General features: G+C 68.7%; 13 protein-coding genes. 2 read left to right on the top strand and 11 right to left on the bottom strand.

Annotation, left to right across the window (positions count from 1 at the left end; all coding sequences use genetic code 11):
* Positions 1-1,736, top strand: a 1,736-nt coding sequence (locus GOHSU_RS14750; RefSeq protein WP_211220492.1) for a trypsin-like peptidase domain-containing protein, incomplete at its 5' end; no start/stop codon positions are given.
* A gap of 32 nt (positions 1,737-1,768) precedes the next feature.
* Here the strand turns inward: GOHSU_RS14750 and GOHSU_RS14745 are convergent.
* The 7 genes from GOHSU_RS14745 to GOHSU_RS14715 all read right to left on the bottom strand — a co-directional run bounded on the left by GOHSU_RS14745 (position 1,769) and on the right by GOHSU_RS14715 (position 9,829).
* Positions 1,769-2,581, bottom strand: a complete 813-nt coding sequence (locus GOHSU_RS14745) for an ABC transporter ATP-binding protein (RefSeq protein ID WP_029760144.1) — start codon at positions 2,579-2,581, stop codon at positions 1,769-1,771.
* A gap of 11 nt (positions 2,582-2,592) precedes the next feature.
* Positions 2,593-3,630 (bottom strand): FecCD family ABC transporter permease, encoded by a 1,038-nt coding sequence (locus tag GOHSU_RS14740; RefSeq protein ID WP_005943434.1) that lies wholly within the window; start codon positions 3,628-3,630, stop codon positions 2,593-2,595.
* Positions 3,627-4,817, bottom strand: a complete 1,191-nt coding sequence (locus tag GOHSU_RS14735; RefSeq protein WP_245551762.1) for an ABC transporter substrate-binding protein — start codon at positions 4,815-4,817, stop codon at positions 3,627-3,629. The genes GOHSU_RS14740 and GOHSU_RS14735 overlap by 4 nt, the downstream gene beginning before the upstream one ends.
* Complete coding sequence (locus GOHSU_RS14730; protein WP_005943432.1) at positions 4,814-5,848, bottom strand: LLM class F420-dependent oxidoreductase; 1,035 nt, start codon at positions 5,846-5,848, stop codon at positions 4,814-4,816. Before GOHSU_RS14730 ends, GOHSU_RS14735 begins: the two co-directional genes overlap by 4 nt.
* 138 nt (positions 5,849-5,986) lie before the next feature.
* Entirely contained in the window at positions 5,987-8,233 is a 2,247-nt protein-coding gene (katG, locus tag GOHSU_RS14725; protein WP_155821305.1) for a catalase/peroxidase HPI, read from the bottom strand.
* 83 nt (positions 8,234-8,316) lie between these two features.
* The gene (locus GOHSU_RS14720) at positions 8,317-8,793 is read right to left on the bottom strand and encodes a Fur family transcriptional regulator (RefSeq protein ID WP_005943430.1); all 477 of its coding nucleotides are present in this window, start codon (positions 8,791-8,793) and stop codon (positions 8,317-8,319) included.
* A 7-nt stretch (positions 8,794-8,800) separates the two neighbouring features.
* Entirely contained in the window at positions 8,801-9,829 is a 1,029-nt protein-coding gene (locus tag GOHSU_RS14715) for a phosphotriesterase family protein (protein WP_024332987.1), read from the bottom strand.
* Positions 9,830-9,955: 126 nt separating this feature from the next.
* On the opposite strand from GOHSU_RS14715, the gene GOHSU_RS14710 reads away from it, so the two are divergent.
* Complete coding sequence (locus GOHSU_RS14710) at positions 9,956-11,953, top strand: serine/threonine-protein kinase (protein ID WP_005943427.1); 1,998 nt, start codon at positions 9,956-9,958, stop codon at positions 11,951-11,953.
* A 40-nt stretch (positions 11,954-11,993) separates the two neighbouring features.
* Here GOHSU_RS14710 and GOHSU_RS14705 read toward each other — a convergent pair whose 3' ends face one another.
* The 4 genes from GOHSU_RS14705 to GOHSU_RS14685 form a co-directional block, all read right to left on the bottom strand.
* Entirely contained in the window at positions 11,994-12,710 is a 717-nt protein-coding gene (locus GOHSU_RS14705; protein ID WP_005943425.1) for a DUF6629 family protein, read from the bottom strand.
* Positions 12,711-12,786: 76 nt separating this feature from the next.
* On the bottom strand, positions 12,787-14,001 hold the full coding sequence (locus tag GOHSU_RS14700) for an oxygenase MpaB family protein (RefSeq protein WP_005943423.1): 1,215 nt from the start codon (positions 13,999-14,001) through the stop codon (positions 12,787-12,789).
* Between the two features lie 127 nt (positions 14,002-14,128).
* Complete coding sequence (locus GOHSU_RS16375) at positions 14,129-14,761, bottom strand: PepSY domain-containing protein (RefSeq protein WP_005943422.1); 633 nt, start codon at positions 14,759-14,761, stop codon at positions 14,129-14,131.
* Between the two features lie 94 nt (positions 14,762-14,855).
* On the bottom strand, positions 14,856-15,419 hold the full coding sequence (locus GOHSU_RS14685; protein ID WP_005943421.1) for a peroxidase-related enzyme: 564 nt from the start codon (positions 15,417-15,419) through the stop codon (positions 14,856-14,858).
* Positions 15,420-15,471: the final 52 nt, after the last annotated feature.

Raw genomic sequence — 15,471 nt, 5'->3', positions numbered from 1 at the left:
CGCCGTCCTCCCCGGCGCCCCGGCAGCAGGGTCCGGTGGGCCCGGGGCCCGGCGCACGACCTGCTCCCGGAGCCGGAGGGCAACCGCCCGCGGCCGGCCCGCCGCTGCAGCAGACGATGATGCATTCGCGGCCGTCTTTCGGAGCGCCGCCCGGACCGGGAATGGCGATTCGGGCCCAGTCGGGTGTGCAGCGGTTCGGTCCCGGAGTCCCCATCCGGATCGGCCGCGATCCGGCGCTGGAGTTCACCGCCGACGATCCGGCCGTGTCCCGGCAGCATGCGGTCCTGGAACCGCGCCCGGACGGCTGGTGGCTGATCGATCGGTCGACCAGCGGCACGTACATAGACGGTGAACAGATCCGGCAGGTGCAGATCAGCGAGCCCACCACCGTGATGCTCGGGCACCCGACAGCCGGTTACGAACTCCATGTGGTCCCGGTGGTCGATCCCCAGGAGGCCGCACGGCAGCTGGCGAAGAAGAAGCAGGCCGAGGCCGCGCGTAAACGGAACCGGACACTGCTGTCGGTCGCCGCGATGGTCGCGATCCTCGCCCTGGTCGGCGGCGTCGTCGGCTTTCTGGTGCTCCGTGACGGCGACGACGGCCAGGACAAGCTGACCGAAGCCCAGCTCAACCGCGCCAAGCAGGCCAGCGTCTTCATTCTGGCCGTCGACGACGCCGATCGGCCGCTGTGGACCGGCTCGGGATCGATCGTCAGCAAGGACGGGCTGATTCTGACCAACGCGCACGTGGCAGCGCCGAGCGCTCCGGGTCTGGGTGTGTCCACCGCCGAGCCGGGCGGCTATCTGATCTCGCTGACCTCGACCGATGACGATAAGCCGACCGAACCGGCGTTCATGGCCGAGACGATCGTCGCCGACGGCGTGCTGGACCTGGCGGTGATGAAGATCGTCTCCGATGCCGACGGGAAGCCGATCGATTCGAGCCGGCTACGCCTACCCGAACCGATGCCGCTGGGCGACAGCAACAAGCTGCGGACCGGTGACGAGATCACCGCGCTGGGCTTTCCGGGCATCGCGACCTACGTCGGCTCGGAGAAGAATCTGCATCCGGCGCTGACGGTGACCCGGGGAGTGGTGTCGACGTTCCTGCCCCAGTCGGGGGTCAGCGACACCCGCGCCTGGATCGACAGCGATATCCGGATCGGCTCGGGCAACTCTGGCGGCGCCTCGATCAACCGCCGCGGGGAACTGGTCGGCATCAACACCGAGGCCTTCACCGAAGCCAACAGCGGCGGTCAGGGGCAGGGCGGCATCTTCACCGGTGGTTCGGCCCGCATCCGTCCGGTGAACCTGGCCGAGCCGATCCTGGCGATCGCGGCCAAGGGCGGCGACCCGGACTATGTCTCGCCGTTCCACACGCAGACCTCCCGGCCGTCGACCGACCAGGTCGCGATCGAACCAGCGGGGTGGTCGGAGAAGAAGACCACCGGTGCATGCGCGTCACCGTCGAGTTCGACGACACTGCAGGTGTCTGCACCGGCGACGGTGTACGCCTACTTCGCGTTCGCCGGAGTACCCGACGGGATCTCGGTGCGTGTCCAGGTCACGTCGTCCGACGGCAGGTCATTGCTGCGGGACTCGGCGGCCTGGGGCGACGGCAGCAAGCCGGTCTGTCTCGGATTGCCGGTGGAGATTCCGGCCGGAGTCAGCGAGGCCACGGCGGTGGTCACCGTCGGCAGCGTCACGGCCGAGAACCAGGTGCGGTTGCGCGGCTGAGTCGGCGGCCGGATTCCCCCGACCGCCGACCACTAGCCGATCCGGTCGGTGCCGCCGTGGTCGGCGACGGTGAACTGCAGCGTCTGTGGATCGAAGCGCAGCCGGCCCCGATCGAAGGCGGCACCGATCTCGGAGGCGACCTGCCCGGGGGCTCCCACGATCAGCGACCCGGGCTGCTCGGGACCGGCGGGGCCGGGCAGAAGCCACACATCGTCGGCCAAACGCAAAGCCAGTTCCAGTTCGTGGGTGGACACCAGGACGGCCAGATCCTGTTCGCGCGCCAGCCGGGACAGTAGATCGAGCAGTTCCACCCGCGAGGGCACGTCCAGGAACGACGTCGGTTCGTCGAGCACCAGCAGGCGCGGTTGCTGGGCCAGAGCGCGTGCGGTCATCACCCGCTGGCGTTGTCCGTCGGACAGTTCCCCGCCGAGCCGATCGGCCAGTGCCGTGGTGCCGGTGACCTCCAGGGCCCAGTCGACCACCGCATAATCGGCCGCGGTCATCCGTGCCGAGACCCCCAGGTGCGGGGTGCGCCCCAGCGAGACGATCTCGCGCACACTCAAGAAGCCGGCGTCGACCCGTTCGGTGAGCACCACGGCCACCGACTTGGCCAGCTGAGCGGGTGTGATCTCGGTGCCGTCGACACCGTCGATCATCACCCGGCCACTCAGCGGCGGCTGCAGTCCGCAGATGGTCCGCAGCAGCGTGGACTTCCCCGAGCCGTTGGGGCCCAGCAACGTGGTGAGCCGCCCGGGACGTGCGGTGGCGCCCAGGTTCTCGGCGAGTACGAGCGCCGGCGACCGACGGCGGCCGGGATAGCCGATCGCGACGTCGACCAGTTGCATGCCGGCGCCGTTCACAGACCCACCCCCGACAACCGGCCCCGACTGGCACGCACCAGAACCAGGATCACCACCGGCGCCCCGAACATGGCGGTGACTGCGCCCAAGGGCAGGATCGCGTTGCTCCCCGGCATTTCGGCGATCACCCCGCAGACCAGCGCCAGTCCGGCCCCGATGAGCAGCGTCGCCGGCATCACCAGCCGGTGATCGGAGCTGCCGACGGCGAATCGGGCCAGGTGCGGGACCACCAGGCCCAGGAACCCGATCGGGCCGCAGAAGGCGGTGGTGACCCCGGCCAGCACCGCCGCCGAGACGATGATCGCCAGGCGGGTGCTGCCGATTCCGATACCCATCGACCGGGCATAACCTTCCCCCAGCAGCAGGGCGTTGAGCGGCCGGATGGTCAGGGCCGCCAGCAGCCCGCCGGCGGCGACCAGCGGCACCATGATCCACAGGTCCGGTCCCGGGGTCTGGAAGGTGCCCATACCCCAGACCAGGAACTGCTGGGCCAGCTGCGGCCGGGTGACGGTCAGCAGTACCGCGACCACGGCGGTACTGAGCGAGGCCAGCATCACGCCCACCAGCAGCAGCGCCACCGACGCCCGCACCCAGCGGGACAGCACCGCGATGATACCCAGCACCACTCCGGCGCCGATCGCTGCGGCGATGACCATGCCGCTGCGGCCCATCCCGGTCAACCCCTTGGTGAAGCCGCCGGCGGCGGTGCCGCCCAGCAGCACCACCAGCGCCACGCCTAGCGAGGCCCCGGAGCTGGCGCCGAGGATGTACGGATCGGCCAGCGGGTTGCGGAACAGCGTCTGCATCTGCATCCCGGCCAGCCCGAGGGCGGCACCGACGGTGATCGCGGTGATGGTGCGCGGTACCCGCAGATCGCGGACGATGGCTGCGCCCGCCACCTCGTGGTCGCCGGTCAGAGCGGCCAGCACGTTGCCGAACGGAATCCAGGTCGACCCCAGAAACAGGGAGCAGACGCCGAGCAACGCCAGCAGGACCAGTAACACGCCGAGCGCCCACTGCGCCCGGCGCGTCACCTGGTCAACTCGCGGTAATAGACGAACTCGTGATCGGGCAGCAGCTCGGGGTGCAGGATGGCCACGGTGTCGGCGAGCACCAGGTCGGGCCGGGCGCTGCCGGACTCGTAGAAGTCGTTGCCGCCGTCGGGGCCCATCGACCGGTTGGCGTTCCACACCTGGCCGGTGGAGACCGCGGCCAGACTCCGGTACCGCGGGTCGGCGCCGGTCACGTCGGCGATGGTCTTCCACTGGTTGTCGGCGACGAGCCAGATCGGCAGTTCACCGGCGCGAGAGAGGACCTGCTCGAAGTTCTGCTGCACCGACACCCCCGGAGAGTCGTGCCAGGGCCAGGTGCCGCCGGCGTCGGTGATCAGCCGTCCGGAGGGACTGTCGCGGCCCGGCACCGACCAGGTGCCCTGGAAGTCGGCGCCGTAGAGGATCTGCACCGGAGGCAGCCCACGCGCCTTCGCGGCCAATTCGGTGTAGCGACTGGCGATCCCGTCGAAGACCTCCTGCGCCTTGGCAGAGGTGTCGGTGAGGACGCCCAGGACCTTGATCCATTCGGCGATCGCCAGCGGATCGGACTCGAGCCAGTCGGCGACCGGAACGACGGCGATCCCGCTGCGGCGCAGCGTCGCATAGGCGTTGTTCTCGGTGCCGTCGGTCAGCAGTACGTCGGGTTTGGCCCCGAGCACCCGCTCGGCGTCGATGGTGGCGCCGGTGGCGTATTCGGCCACTTTGCCGGCCGCCACCCGCTCGCGGACCGCCGCGTTGGTGATCATCGAGGTGCTCGCCGCGCCGGTCAACGAGTCCAGCACGCCGAGCTCGGTGAACCAGGGCAGCTGCGTCGTCGAACCCGAATAGACGGTGCGCACCGGTACGTCGATCACCTGCGCTCCCGACAGGGTGCCGGTCAGCTCAGGTGCCGGGGTGCCGCAACGCACCAGGGCGAAGCTCTGCGGGCTGCCGCCGGGGAAGGGCTGCTCGACGGTCAGGACGATGTGGTTGCGCTGGTAGTCGAGCCGGAAGTTCTTGGCGTACTCGACGGCTACCTTGTCCGGGAAGTAGTCGGTGGCGGCGTCGTAATCGGTGACGCAGGTGCGGTCGCGGCCGGCATCGTCGACCACGGCGGTGCACCCGGTCAGCACCAGCAGCGTGGCGCCCAGTGCGGCGATCAGCGCGCGCACCCGGCGTGGGGTGCTCACTGGACCAGTTCCGCGAGCTGGGCGATCTCGGCGACCGAACCGGGGGAGACGAGCATGGTGGTGACTCCGGCGGCCTCCCACACCTTGATCTGCTCGCGGACGTGGTCGGCGTCGCCGACGATCGCCGAATCGTCGACTACCGCATCGGGGATCACGGCGGCGGCCTCGTCCTTGCGGCCGCTGCGGAACAGTGCGGTCACCTCGTCGACCACCTCACCGTGGCCCATCCGGCGGTACACCTCAGCGTGGAAGTTGGTGTCCTCGCTGCCCATCCCGCCCATGTACAGGGCCAGGAACGGTTTGATGGCGGCGTAGGCGGCGGCCGGATCGTCGGTCAGTACGATCTGGGCGGTCGCGCAGATCTCGAAGGTCTCGCGGGTGTGGCGGGCACCGGGCCGGGCGAAGCCCTCGTCGAGCCAGGCGTTGTAGGTGTCGGCCATGCGCGGGGTGTAGAACAGCGGCAGCCAGCCGTCGGCGATCTCGGCGGTCAGGGCGATGTTCTTCGGCCCTTCGGCGCCCAGGAAGATCGGCAGATCGGCGCGCAGCGGATGCACGATCGGCTTGAGCGCCTTGCCCAGACCGGTGGCGTTCGATCCGTCGTAGGGCAGCGTGTAGTGCGGGCCGTCGCTGGTGACCGGCGCCTGGCGCGCCCACACCTGCCGCATGATGTCGATGTACTCGCGGGTGCGTGCCAGCGGTTTGGCGAAGGGCTGGCCGTACCAGCCCTCGACCACCTGCGGACCGGAGACGCCCAGACCCACGATGTGCCGCCCGCCGGACAGATGGTCCAGGGTCAGAGCCGCCATCGCACAGGCCGTCGGAGTACGTGCCGACATCTGCAGCACCGAGGTCCCCAGCCGCAGCCGCTGCGTCGTGCTGCCCCACCAGGACAGCGGCACGTAGGCGTCGCTACCCCAGGCTTCGGCGGTGAAGATCGCATCGAAGCCGTGGGTTTCGGCGGCGGCGACCAGTTCCGCGTGGTTGTGCGGGGGCTGGGCACCCCAATAGCCAAGCTGCAGACCGAGTTTCATGGCTCTTAATCTACAAACACTGCGGCTCTTTGCGGGGGAGGTCGCCGTGACGGGGCGAGCGCGTGCCACCGGCCGCCGAATGCGACTGCCCGGTCCGGCACGGAGGCGGGACCGGGCAGTGCGGCGCTGGCCGTCGGCTCAGCGGCGCAACTCGAAGCGGTCGGCGTCCATCACCTTGTTCCAGGCGGCGATGAAATCGTCGACGAACTTGCCGTGCGCGTCGTCGGCGCCGTACACCTCGGCCAGGGCCCGCAGCTGCGAGTTCGAGCCGAAGACCAGGTCGACGCGACTGGCGGTCCACTTCTTCTCACCGGTGGCACGGTCGTATCCGGCGTAACCGTCGCCCGCGGGCTTCCACTGGACCTCCATGTCCAGCAGATTGACGAAGAAGTCCGTCGACAGCGTCTCCACCCGGTCGGTGAACACACCGTCGGCCGAGTCGCCGTGGTTGGCGCCGAGCACCCGCATCCCGCCGATGAGGGCGGTCATCTCCGGTGCGGTCAGCGTCAGCAGCTGTGCCCGGTCCAGGAGCAGGTACTCGGCCGGGACGACGGTGTCGCCGTGCACGTAGTTGCGGAACCCGTCCCAGCGCGGCTCCATCGCCTGGAACGACAGCACGTCGGTCTGTTCGGCGGTGGCGTCGGTGCGGCCCGGGGTGAACGGCACCGTCACCTCGAGTCCGGCGTTGCGGGCGGCCTGCTCGATCGCCGCGGCCCCGCCCAGGACCACCACATCGGCGAACGAGACGGTGCGGTCGCCGTGACGCAGTCGCCCGACGATTCCCTCGGTCGAGGAGTTCCAGTCCTCGGCGATGCCTTCGAGCACCGACAGGGTCTTGTCCAGCTCGGCCGGCTCGTTGACGGCCCAGCTGCGCTGCGGTTCGAGCCGGATGCGGCCGCCGTTGGCGCCGCCGCGCTTATCGCTGCCGCGGAACGACGCCGCTGACGCCCAGGCCGCCTTGATCAGCGCACTGACCGACAGCCCCGAGTCCAGGATCTTCTTCTTCAGTGCAGCGATGTCGCCGTCGTTGATCAGTTCGTGGTCGACGGCGGGCACCGGGTCCTGCCAGACGAGTTCCTCGGTCGGAACCAGGGAGCCGCGGTAGCGCGAAGCCGGGCCCATATCGCGGTGGGTCAGCTTGAACCAGGCGCGCGCGTAGGCGTTCTCGAACTCCTTCGGATTCTCCAGGAACCGGCGGGAGATCTTCTCGTAGGCCGGATCGACCCGCAGCGCGATGTCGGTGGTCAGCATCATCGGCTGATGACGCTTCTGCGGATCGGCCGCATCGGGGACGCTGGTGGCGCCCGCATTGTCCTTCGGATGCCACTGCTGGGCCCCGGCCGGGCTGCGGCCCAGCTCCCACTCGTAGCCGAACAGTGTCCAGAAGAAGTTGTTGTCCCAGGTCACCGGCGTGCTGTTCCACGCGCCTTCCAGTCCGGAGCTGACCGCGTCGACGCCGACACCGGTGCGAGTGGGGTTCTTCCAGCCCAGACCCATGTCCTGCAGCGGTGCGCCTTCGGGTTCGGGTCCCAGAACGTCGGCGGGACCGTTGCCGTGGGTCTTGCCGAAGGTGTGGCCACCGGCGATCAGGGCGACGGTCTCCTCATCGTCCATGGCCATGCGGGCGAAGGTCTCGCGGATGTCGGCCGCGGCCTTGAGCGGATCCGGCTCGCCGTTGGGCCCCTCGGGATTGACGTAGATCAGCCCCATCTGCACTGCGGCCAGCGGATTGTCCAGGTCGCGCTCACCGGTGTACCGGTTGTCGCCGAGCCATTCGGTCTCCGGGCCCCAGTAGACCTCCTCGGGCTCCCACTTGTCGGGGCGACCGCCGGCGAAGCCGAACATGGTCATCCCCATGTCTTCCATGGCGTAGGTGCCGGCGAAGATGATCAGATCGGCCCAGGAGAGCCGGGCGCCGTACTTCTTCTTGAGCGGCCACAGCAGACGCCGCGCCTTGTCCAGACCGGCGTTGTCGGGCCAGCTGTTGAGCGGGGCGAACCGCTGCATCCCGTGGCCGCCGCCGCCCCGGCCGTCGCTGATGCGGTAGGTACCGGCCGCATGCCAGGCCATCCGGACGAAGAGCGGACCGTAGTTGCCGTAGTCGGCCGGCCACCAGGACTTGGAGTCGCGCATCAGGGTGGACAGGTCGGCCTTGAGTTCCTCCAGATCGATGGTCTCGAAGGCGGCTCCGTAGTCGAAGTCGGCGCCGTAGGGGTCGCCTTCCTGGGGATTCTCGGCGAGCAGCTTCAGATTGAGTTGGTTGGGCCACCAATCACGGTTCCCGCCACCCTCGCTGGGCGGATTCATGGTGTGCATCGGGCAACCGGCGACACTGTCGTCGATCTCGGCCAGGGGCTGTTCGTCGGTCAAAACGGGTCCTTTCATCGGGGAAGTGGGGAGTTACGGGTACAGCTATCGCTCTCACCCTTCGGAGAGATCCGCGAGGGGGAGAGAAGCAGGGGGAGGGTTCAGCCGGGACCGGGGGAGGCGGAGCCTTCGGTCGGTGCGGTGGTTCCGGCCGCGCACTCCGGGCAGCGACCCCAGTAGGTCACTTCGGCTTCATCGATCACGAAGCCGTGGTCGTCGTCGGCGGTCAGGCACGGGGTATAGCCGACGGCGCAGTCGATGTCCCGGATCCGGCCGCAGTCGCGGCACACCACATGGTGATGGTTGTCGCCGATGCGGGTCTCGTAGCGGGAGACGTGGCCCGACGGCTGGATGCGCCGCACCAGTCCGACCTCGGTCAGTGCGCGCAGAACGTCGTACACGGCCTGCCGGGACACCTCGGGGAGGTCGTCGCGGACCGCATCCAGAATCTGTTCGGTCACCGCGTGCGGAGTCGCATCGACCGCAGACAGAACCGCAAGCCGTGGACGCGTCACTCGCAACCCGGCGCCGCGGATCGACGCGGTCAGGGTCTGTGAGTCGGTGCGCTCTTCGGCCATGCGTCCATTATGCCTCCTTTTCTGGATCAAGTCCAGAATTGTCGGATAATGGGGTCGCCTGCTCGGCCCCGAGGGTCCGGGTGAGCAGCCGGCGGGGGACCTGCACGAGCATCGTGTCGATGAGGGAACGATCGATTCCCTCGGCGAGCAGCTGCGGCACCACCTTCTCCACGACGCAGCGGTAGTTCCAGTCGGGCGCGAACTGCGCTTTGGCGGCCTCGTCGAACCAGTCGCTGTAGCTGTAAGCGCTCTGGGACAGGATCATCCGATCGGCGTAGCCCTCCTCGGCCAGCGCGCGGACGGTGGCGACCCGCACCTCGTGAGGAAGGAGGACATCGACCCCGAACCGGTCCATCCCCAGCACGGATCCCGCGTCGGCCAGAGCACGCAGGTAGTCCAGGTCGCCGGTATCTCCGCAGTGCGCGAGCATGACCCGCCGCAGGTCGACGCCCTCCTCGGCGAGCACCCGCTGTGCCACCCGCCCGGACTGGGTATGCGGATTTGTGTGCACGATGATCGGGGCACCGGTCTCGACGCCGGCCCTGCCGACAGACCGCATGATTCGTTCGACTCCGGGCGTCAGGCCCTCGGCCTCGATCGCGCACATCAGTGCGGCGGCCTTGATACCGGTGTTCCCGATACCCACGGTCAGGTCGCGAACAAAGCTGGCCACCATCGGCTCGGGGACGTCGAAGCCCAGGCCCGGACCGGTGTAGTGCAATTGCAGCGGCAGGTCGTTGTAGGTGAAGTAGCCGGTGGTGGCAAGGATGTTCAGATCTGTCTGTTCGGCGACCCGGCGCACGCGTTCGACATTGCGGCCCAGACCGGCCACGGACACGTCCAGGAGTGAGTCGACGCCGAGCTCTTTCAGCTCGCGCAGCCGGGTGACGGCCCGGGCGATCTCGCCCTCCTCATCCCAGTCCGGCAGAAAGTTCAGCCGGTAGTCCTCGTTCAGGATGAACACGTGCTCATGCGCGAGAACCGTCCCCAGGCCGGCGGCATCGATCGGTCCGAGAACGGTGTTGATGGTCTGCATGGCGCCCTTCACTCAACCCCCGCCACGAAATCAGGTACTGGCAGTAGAGCCTAGGCGCGGCGGGCCTGGCGCGGACCGGTTTGGGCGCCCCCGGGCGACGTCGCAGGTGTGCCGTAGAGTTGACCCATGCTTCACGCTGGTCAGCAGTTCGCGGGTCTGTACATCGTCGGTTCCCTGCGAACCGGCGCCGCCGGTGACACTTACCTGGTGCGACCCCCGTCCGGTGGTGAAGACGTCCTACTCGTGGTGCCCGAGGCGCTGAGCGCCGATCCGGCATACCGGCAGGCCTTCGCCACGGCCGCCGCGCAGGCGGCCACCCTGACCGATCCGGCCGTACTCAAGGTGCGCGGGCACGGGCAGGACGGCGGGCGGTTGTGGCTGGCCAGTGAGTACGCGGCCGGCACGACGCTGGCCTCGCTGGTTCAGCGGACGGGTCCACTGGCGCCGGGACAGGTCGCTGCGGCGATCACCGCTGTGGCCGGGGCGCTGGACCAAGCGCATTCGCGCGGTCTGCTGCGTGGCGCGGTGAGCGCAGCCGATGTCGTCGTACCGGAGAAGCCCGGCGCCCCGCAGTATCGCGTGGGCGGCTTCGGATTGCCGCCGGCAGCGGCGACGGATGCCCGCGGTGATCAGGCCGGTCTGGGCGATCTGGCCACCTTCCTGCTGACCGGTGGTCAAGCCATCGGGCAACGCGTAACGACCGTGCGTCCAGAGCTTCCCGCCGCCGTCGACGAGGTGCTGGGCCGAGTGCGCCGTCCGGCCCCTGAACGCTACGAGTCCTGTGGAGCGATGGCCGCGGCACTGACCGCCGCCCTCACACCGGGGCAGGCGACGGTTGCCGCTGCGACACCGTCTCCCGGCGATGATGCGACGTTGCCGTTCGCTCCGGGGGAGACGCCTGCGCCGGGGGAGACGACGGTGATCTCCGGTGCGAGCGCGGCTTCAGCGGGTGCGACCGAGGGGAGCGGTGCTGCGTCGCCGCTGGAGATGACGGCGAATCCTTATCTTCCCAACCTTTCCGCCGGCCAGGGACCGGGAGCGCCGGGTCCGGCGGCATCGAATGCCGGCGGGCCGGACGCCGATCCGACAGCGGCCGGAGCTCCGGGACACGGACAGCCGACGGAGTACTCTTCACCTCCGGCACAGGCCGGCGGCCAGCCGCCGACCGGCTATGGGGCACCGCCGACCGGCTACGGGCCGACGTCTCACGGGCCGACCGGTTACGACCAGGCGTCCTATGGTCAGGCTCCGACCGGCCATCCCGGGTACGGCCCGGCGCCGCACCCTCAACAGGTCTACAGCGCCGGCGGCTTCGGTCCGTACGGTCCGGGTCAGCCGCCGCTCGGACCCGGTGATCCGAACCAGCCTTCCGGTGAACCCAGAGGCAACACGAAGCTCGTCTGGGTGATCGCGGGGGTTCTGGTCGCAGTGATCGCCGTGGTGGGAGCGCTGATCGCCTTCCTGCCTAGCCGGGATGGAGACGACAGCGATGACACCGCGACGTCGGCGACGGCCTCCAGCGGCCCGTCCAGTGCGCCGTCGGCCTCGTCGGCAGCTCCGAGCGTGCAGGTGGTGGCGGGGATTCCGGTGAACTGCGTCCAGGGCGCACCGCTGATCCGGACGTCCTCGACGAGCCTGGACGCTGATGCCATGCGCATCCCGGCCGAAGCGGTGCCGACCGGCTGGCGCGCCGACGCCGGATCGCGGATGCCGTTCGTGGTCGACTCCGATGCGATCGCGGTCAGCCGCCCGCCCGGACAGAACTGGCAGGCGCAGCTGGGCGTGGCGACCTTACCGTCGAACTTCACCGGCGACATCGAGCAACTAGGGCGCAAATGGCTCGAGTGCCTCAACCAGATGCCCGGCTATGTGGGCACCGATTCGTCGCCGGCCCAGGTCACCGAGGATCGGGGTGGGGCCACCGACAGCAAGAGTGTGCGCGTGCACTTCTTCGAAGGACGCATACCGGTCAAACGCGGTGACATCACCGCAGACGACTTCGTCCTGCTGATCGCCGACACCACCCCTCGCTCCATCGCCTTCGGCGTCGCCGCGAACACCGATCCGCAGAGTCTGGCCGAGATCGGCAAGGCGATAGCCGACGCTCAGATCCGTACCCGCTGAGCCGAGTTCGGTTCGCCGGCGTCCTCCCGCAGGGGGACGGCTACTCGACCGGCTGCGCCGCCCCGGCTGCTCTGCTGCGCGGCGGCGTCGATCCGCCGCCGAGAGGCCGTGCGGACCGATGTCCGGTGTACTGGGTCAGGAAGTGGCCGAAAATGATCAGGCTCAGGAATGCTGCCAGCGTGCACCAGATCGATGCGTAGTCGGCCATCTTGATCGCGGCGGCGATGGACATCGCGATCAGATTGCCCACCCCCATGGCGATGACCCAGCGGTAGGAACTGAACATCGGACCGAAACACGTCGCCCACACGTAGGGGATCTCCAGCCACACGCCGCTGAACGGGATCCCGAGCGAGTAGGCCAGGTTGTGGTCGATCACCTGGACGCTGATTTCGGGCCGTACCGCCAGCGACAGCATGTAGACGGCCAGGACCGCGCCGATCGCGGTGGTCCAGCCGAGCCATCGGCGTCGCCGTGCATCCGGTTCCATCAACCAGACTGCCCAGGGGACGTAGACCGGCAGAATCGCCCAGGCGAACATCACCCACAGGTGGACCCCGGGCCCGCGCAGCATGGCATCGACGGAGTCGTTCAACTCCAGCCAGGTCCAGCCCTCGAGTGCCTGGTGGATGCCGAACAGCAACGGCAAGGCCGCGAACGGCGCTTGCCGCAGATCACGGACCAGGGTCAAGGTGGCGACGCCGGCCGCCGTGATGACGCCGGCTCCGACGAAACTCGCGGTCGCATTGAAACACATGCGCTCATCGTGTCACAGCACGACGGTGGTGAGCCGAATGCTGGGGGCTGCGTCTGGCGGGGCGTCCCGGAGGTGATCAGGCGGCGTGTTCGGCGGCGGCGGTCGTGGCTCCGATGGTGGCCGGGGTGGCGGTCATGGTGCGCAGGAATTCGTGTGCTTGCCGGTTGCCGCGGTCGGCCATCCACGTGCGGCCGGCAGGCAGCATGCCGATCCCGGACTTGACCAGATTCCGTGGCAGTGCCAGCGGGGGATACCAGGGGATCGTGTTGGTGGGCAGGCCCAGGGTCGCCATCGCCTTGCGGCCGAGGAAGCCGGTACTGATCGACAGATGCTGGGAACGGGCGATCCGGCGGCGCAGGTCGCTCATATTGCAGTACTGCCACTGCATCGGATCGTCGATCATCGGTCTGGCCAGCCGCTTGCTCGTCTCGTCGGGGTTGGCCAGGGCCGCCGACGTGTGCAGCAGCAGCCGGATCGTGTCGCGGAAGTCCTCGGGCAGCAGATCGTCGTCCACTCCGATCAGCCAGCCGACGTATTTGGTGAGATGAGCGATCGCGGCATACTCGGACGGCCGGTTGATCAGCCCGATTCCCAGCCCGCCGACACTCGGGGCGACTAGCGCGCCCACCAGGGTGGCGGCCATATCGGTCTGGTTGATGGGCAGACCCCACTCGGCGCTGTCCCAATCGTCCATGGCGGCCACATGTCGCCGCACGATCGAGTGGATGAACCGGACGCGGATCGTCGACCGGTAGCCGGCACCGTACAACTCCAGGCCGCCGGGCTCGATCACATCCATCGCCCACTGCGAGGTCTCGGCGAAGCGCCGGTTGGAGCCCTTCTCCAGAGCTCCGGTGCGCAGCAGGGTCTGATTGAAGCCGGCGAACTGGTATCCGCCCAGCAGCGCCACATCGCGTGCCACGTACAGCCCGTCGGCCCCGCCCGAACGCATCACCGCTGCGGCGGTGGTCAACTGTGCCGGATCCACCCAGTCGGGCGTCGCCTCCAGTTCGCCGAACAGTGTGCGCAGCGGGGCCGGGGCGTCGTCGATGGTGTCGACTCCGTGGGCCAGGGCCTGCTCGAACAGCGGCCGCACACCCCGGCCGCCCTCGGTGTACATCCACGTGACGAAGTCGTCCATCAACGGATCTCCGACCAGCAGCAGCTCGCCGAAGCGACGGAGGCGAGCGGCGTCGGGGCCGCGGACACCGAGCAGCCGGCCGATGAGGGCGACACCGGCGGGAGCCGGGCGTGGGGAGTCGGGGTGACGACGTGGAATGGGCTGAGACATCGGCGGTGCTCCTCATCGGGCTGTTCGCAACTTGGAACAAAACATGAATTTCATCCCAATGTAGGCGGTGGCGCCGGTCTTGGCTAGCCCCGCACCGCCCCGAAGTGTCGCCGCTGCGATGTGCCGCTCAGCGTGCGATGCTGGCGGCGCCGGTGGTCGCATCGACGCGCACTTCGGTGGTCGTCCCGTCGGCACCGACCACATCGATCTCGTATTCGATGGTCGGCGTGCCACCATGCGATTCGCGTTCCAGGGTCCATTCGGTGACCCGGCCCGGAGCCTGCGCCAGGGCTGCGGCCATCGCTCGCTCGGGGTCGACCAAACCGTCGAGGTCGAAGGCTTCGGCCTGTGCCCCGGCACGGTCGGCTGCATCCAGGGGCTCGGTCTTGCGTTTGATCACCTCGCCGGATTCGGCGTCGATCTTGGCATCGTGCTCTTCGGTGGCGGAGACCAGTTCGACCGAATACACCAGGCGGCCGTCATCGCGGTCCAGCTCCAGTTGTGACAGGCGACCGTCGAAGCCGGAACGGGCGGTGGCGACCGCTTGCTCCCACGACACGCCCGGACGATGCTGTGCCAAGTCGAACTCGTCGGTCGACGGGCGGCCGGCGCTCGACGGACCGGCCTGCGCGGTCTGGCTGAGGGCCGAGGCGCCCAGCGTCGGTGGGGTGCCGGAGTCGTCGTCGCTGGTGCAGGACGTCAGCAACAGGGCAGTGGTGCAGACAGCGATGCCCGCTGCCAGCCGCGTCGTGTGGGACATGATGGTTACCTCGGGTTCGCGGTATCGGTTCGTCTTCGATTCTGGCACGGCGGCCACTGAGCGTCGCGGCTTCGTCCGCGGGGCGACGACCGTCTCAGCGGTACTGGCTCGAGTACTCCGGGTTCGGCCGCATGTCGATAGCGCTGGCGACCCGGTTGGTCATGTTGTAGAACGCTGCGGTGGAGGCGATGTCCCAGATGTCGCGGTCGGAGAAGCCCGCCTCCCGGAGTGCCTGCCGGTCGGCCTCGTCCATCTTCGCCGGGCTCTCGGTGAGTTTCTCCGCGAACTCGAGCATCGCGCGCTGGCGCTCGGACAGTGTGGCCGCGCGGAAGTTCATCACCAGCAGCTCGCCCAACTCCGGATCTCCGGAGAGTTGCCGCACGGCGGCACCGTGGGCCGTGAGGCAGTAGTAGCACTTGTTGATCGAGGAGACGACGACGGCGATCATCTCGCGCTCGAGCTTGGACAGTCCCGATTCACCGAGCATGAGGTCGTTGTACATGCCGGTGAACGCGGTCAGCTTGGCCTCGTCGAAGGTGTACGCCTGCAGAACATTGGGCACCATGCCGAGCTTCTCACGGCAGACCTCGAAATAGCGGGTCGTCTGTTCGCTGAGCTCGGCGGCGGGTAGATCCAGGGCGGTGATCCGGTCGGACATGATCGTCCTTTCAATCGGTGGAGGAAGGTGATCGCCCAGCAGCCGGCTGCAG

This window comes from Gordonia hirsuta DSM 44140 = NBRC 16056, assembly GCF_000333015.1.
GTDB classification, from domain to species: domain Bacteria; phylum Actinomycetota; class Actinomycetes; order Mycobacteriales; family Mycobacteriaceae; genus Gordonia; species Gordonia hirsuta.
This window is presented reverse-complemented; position numbering and strand designations above follow the sequence as displayed.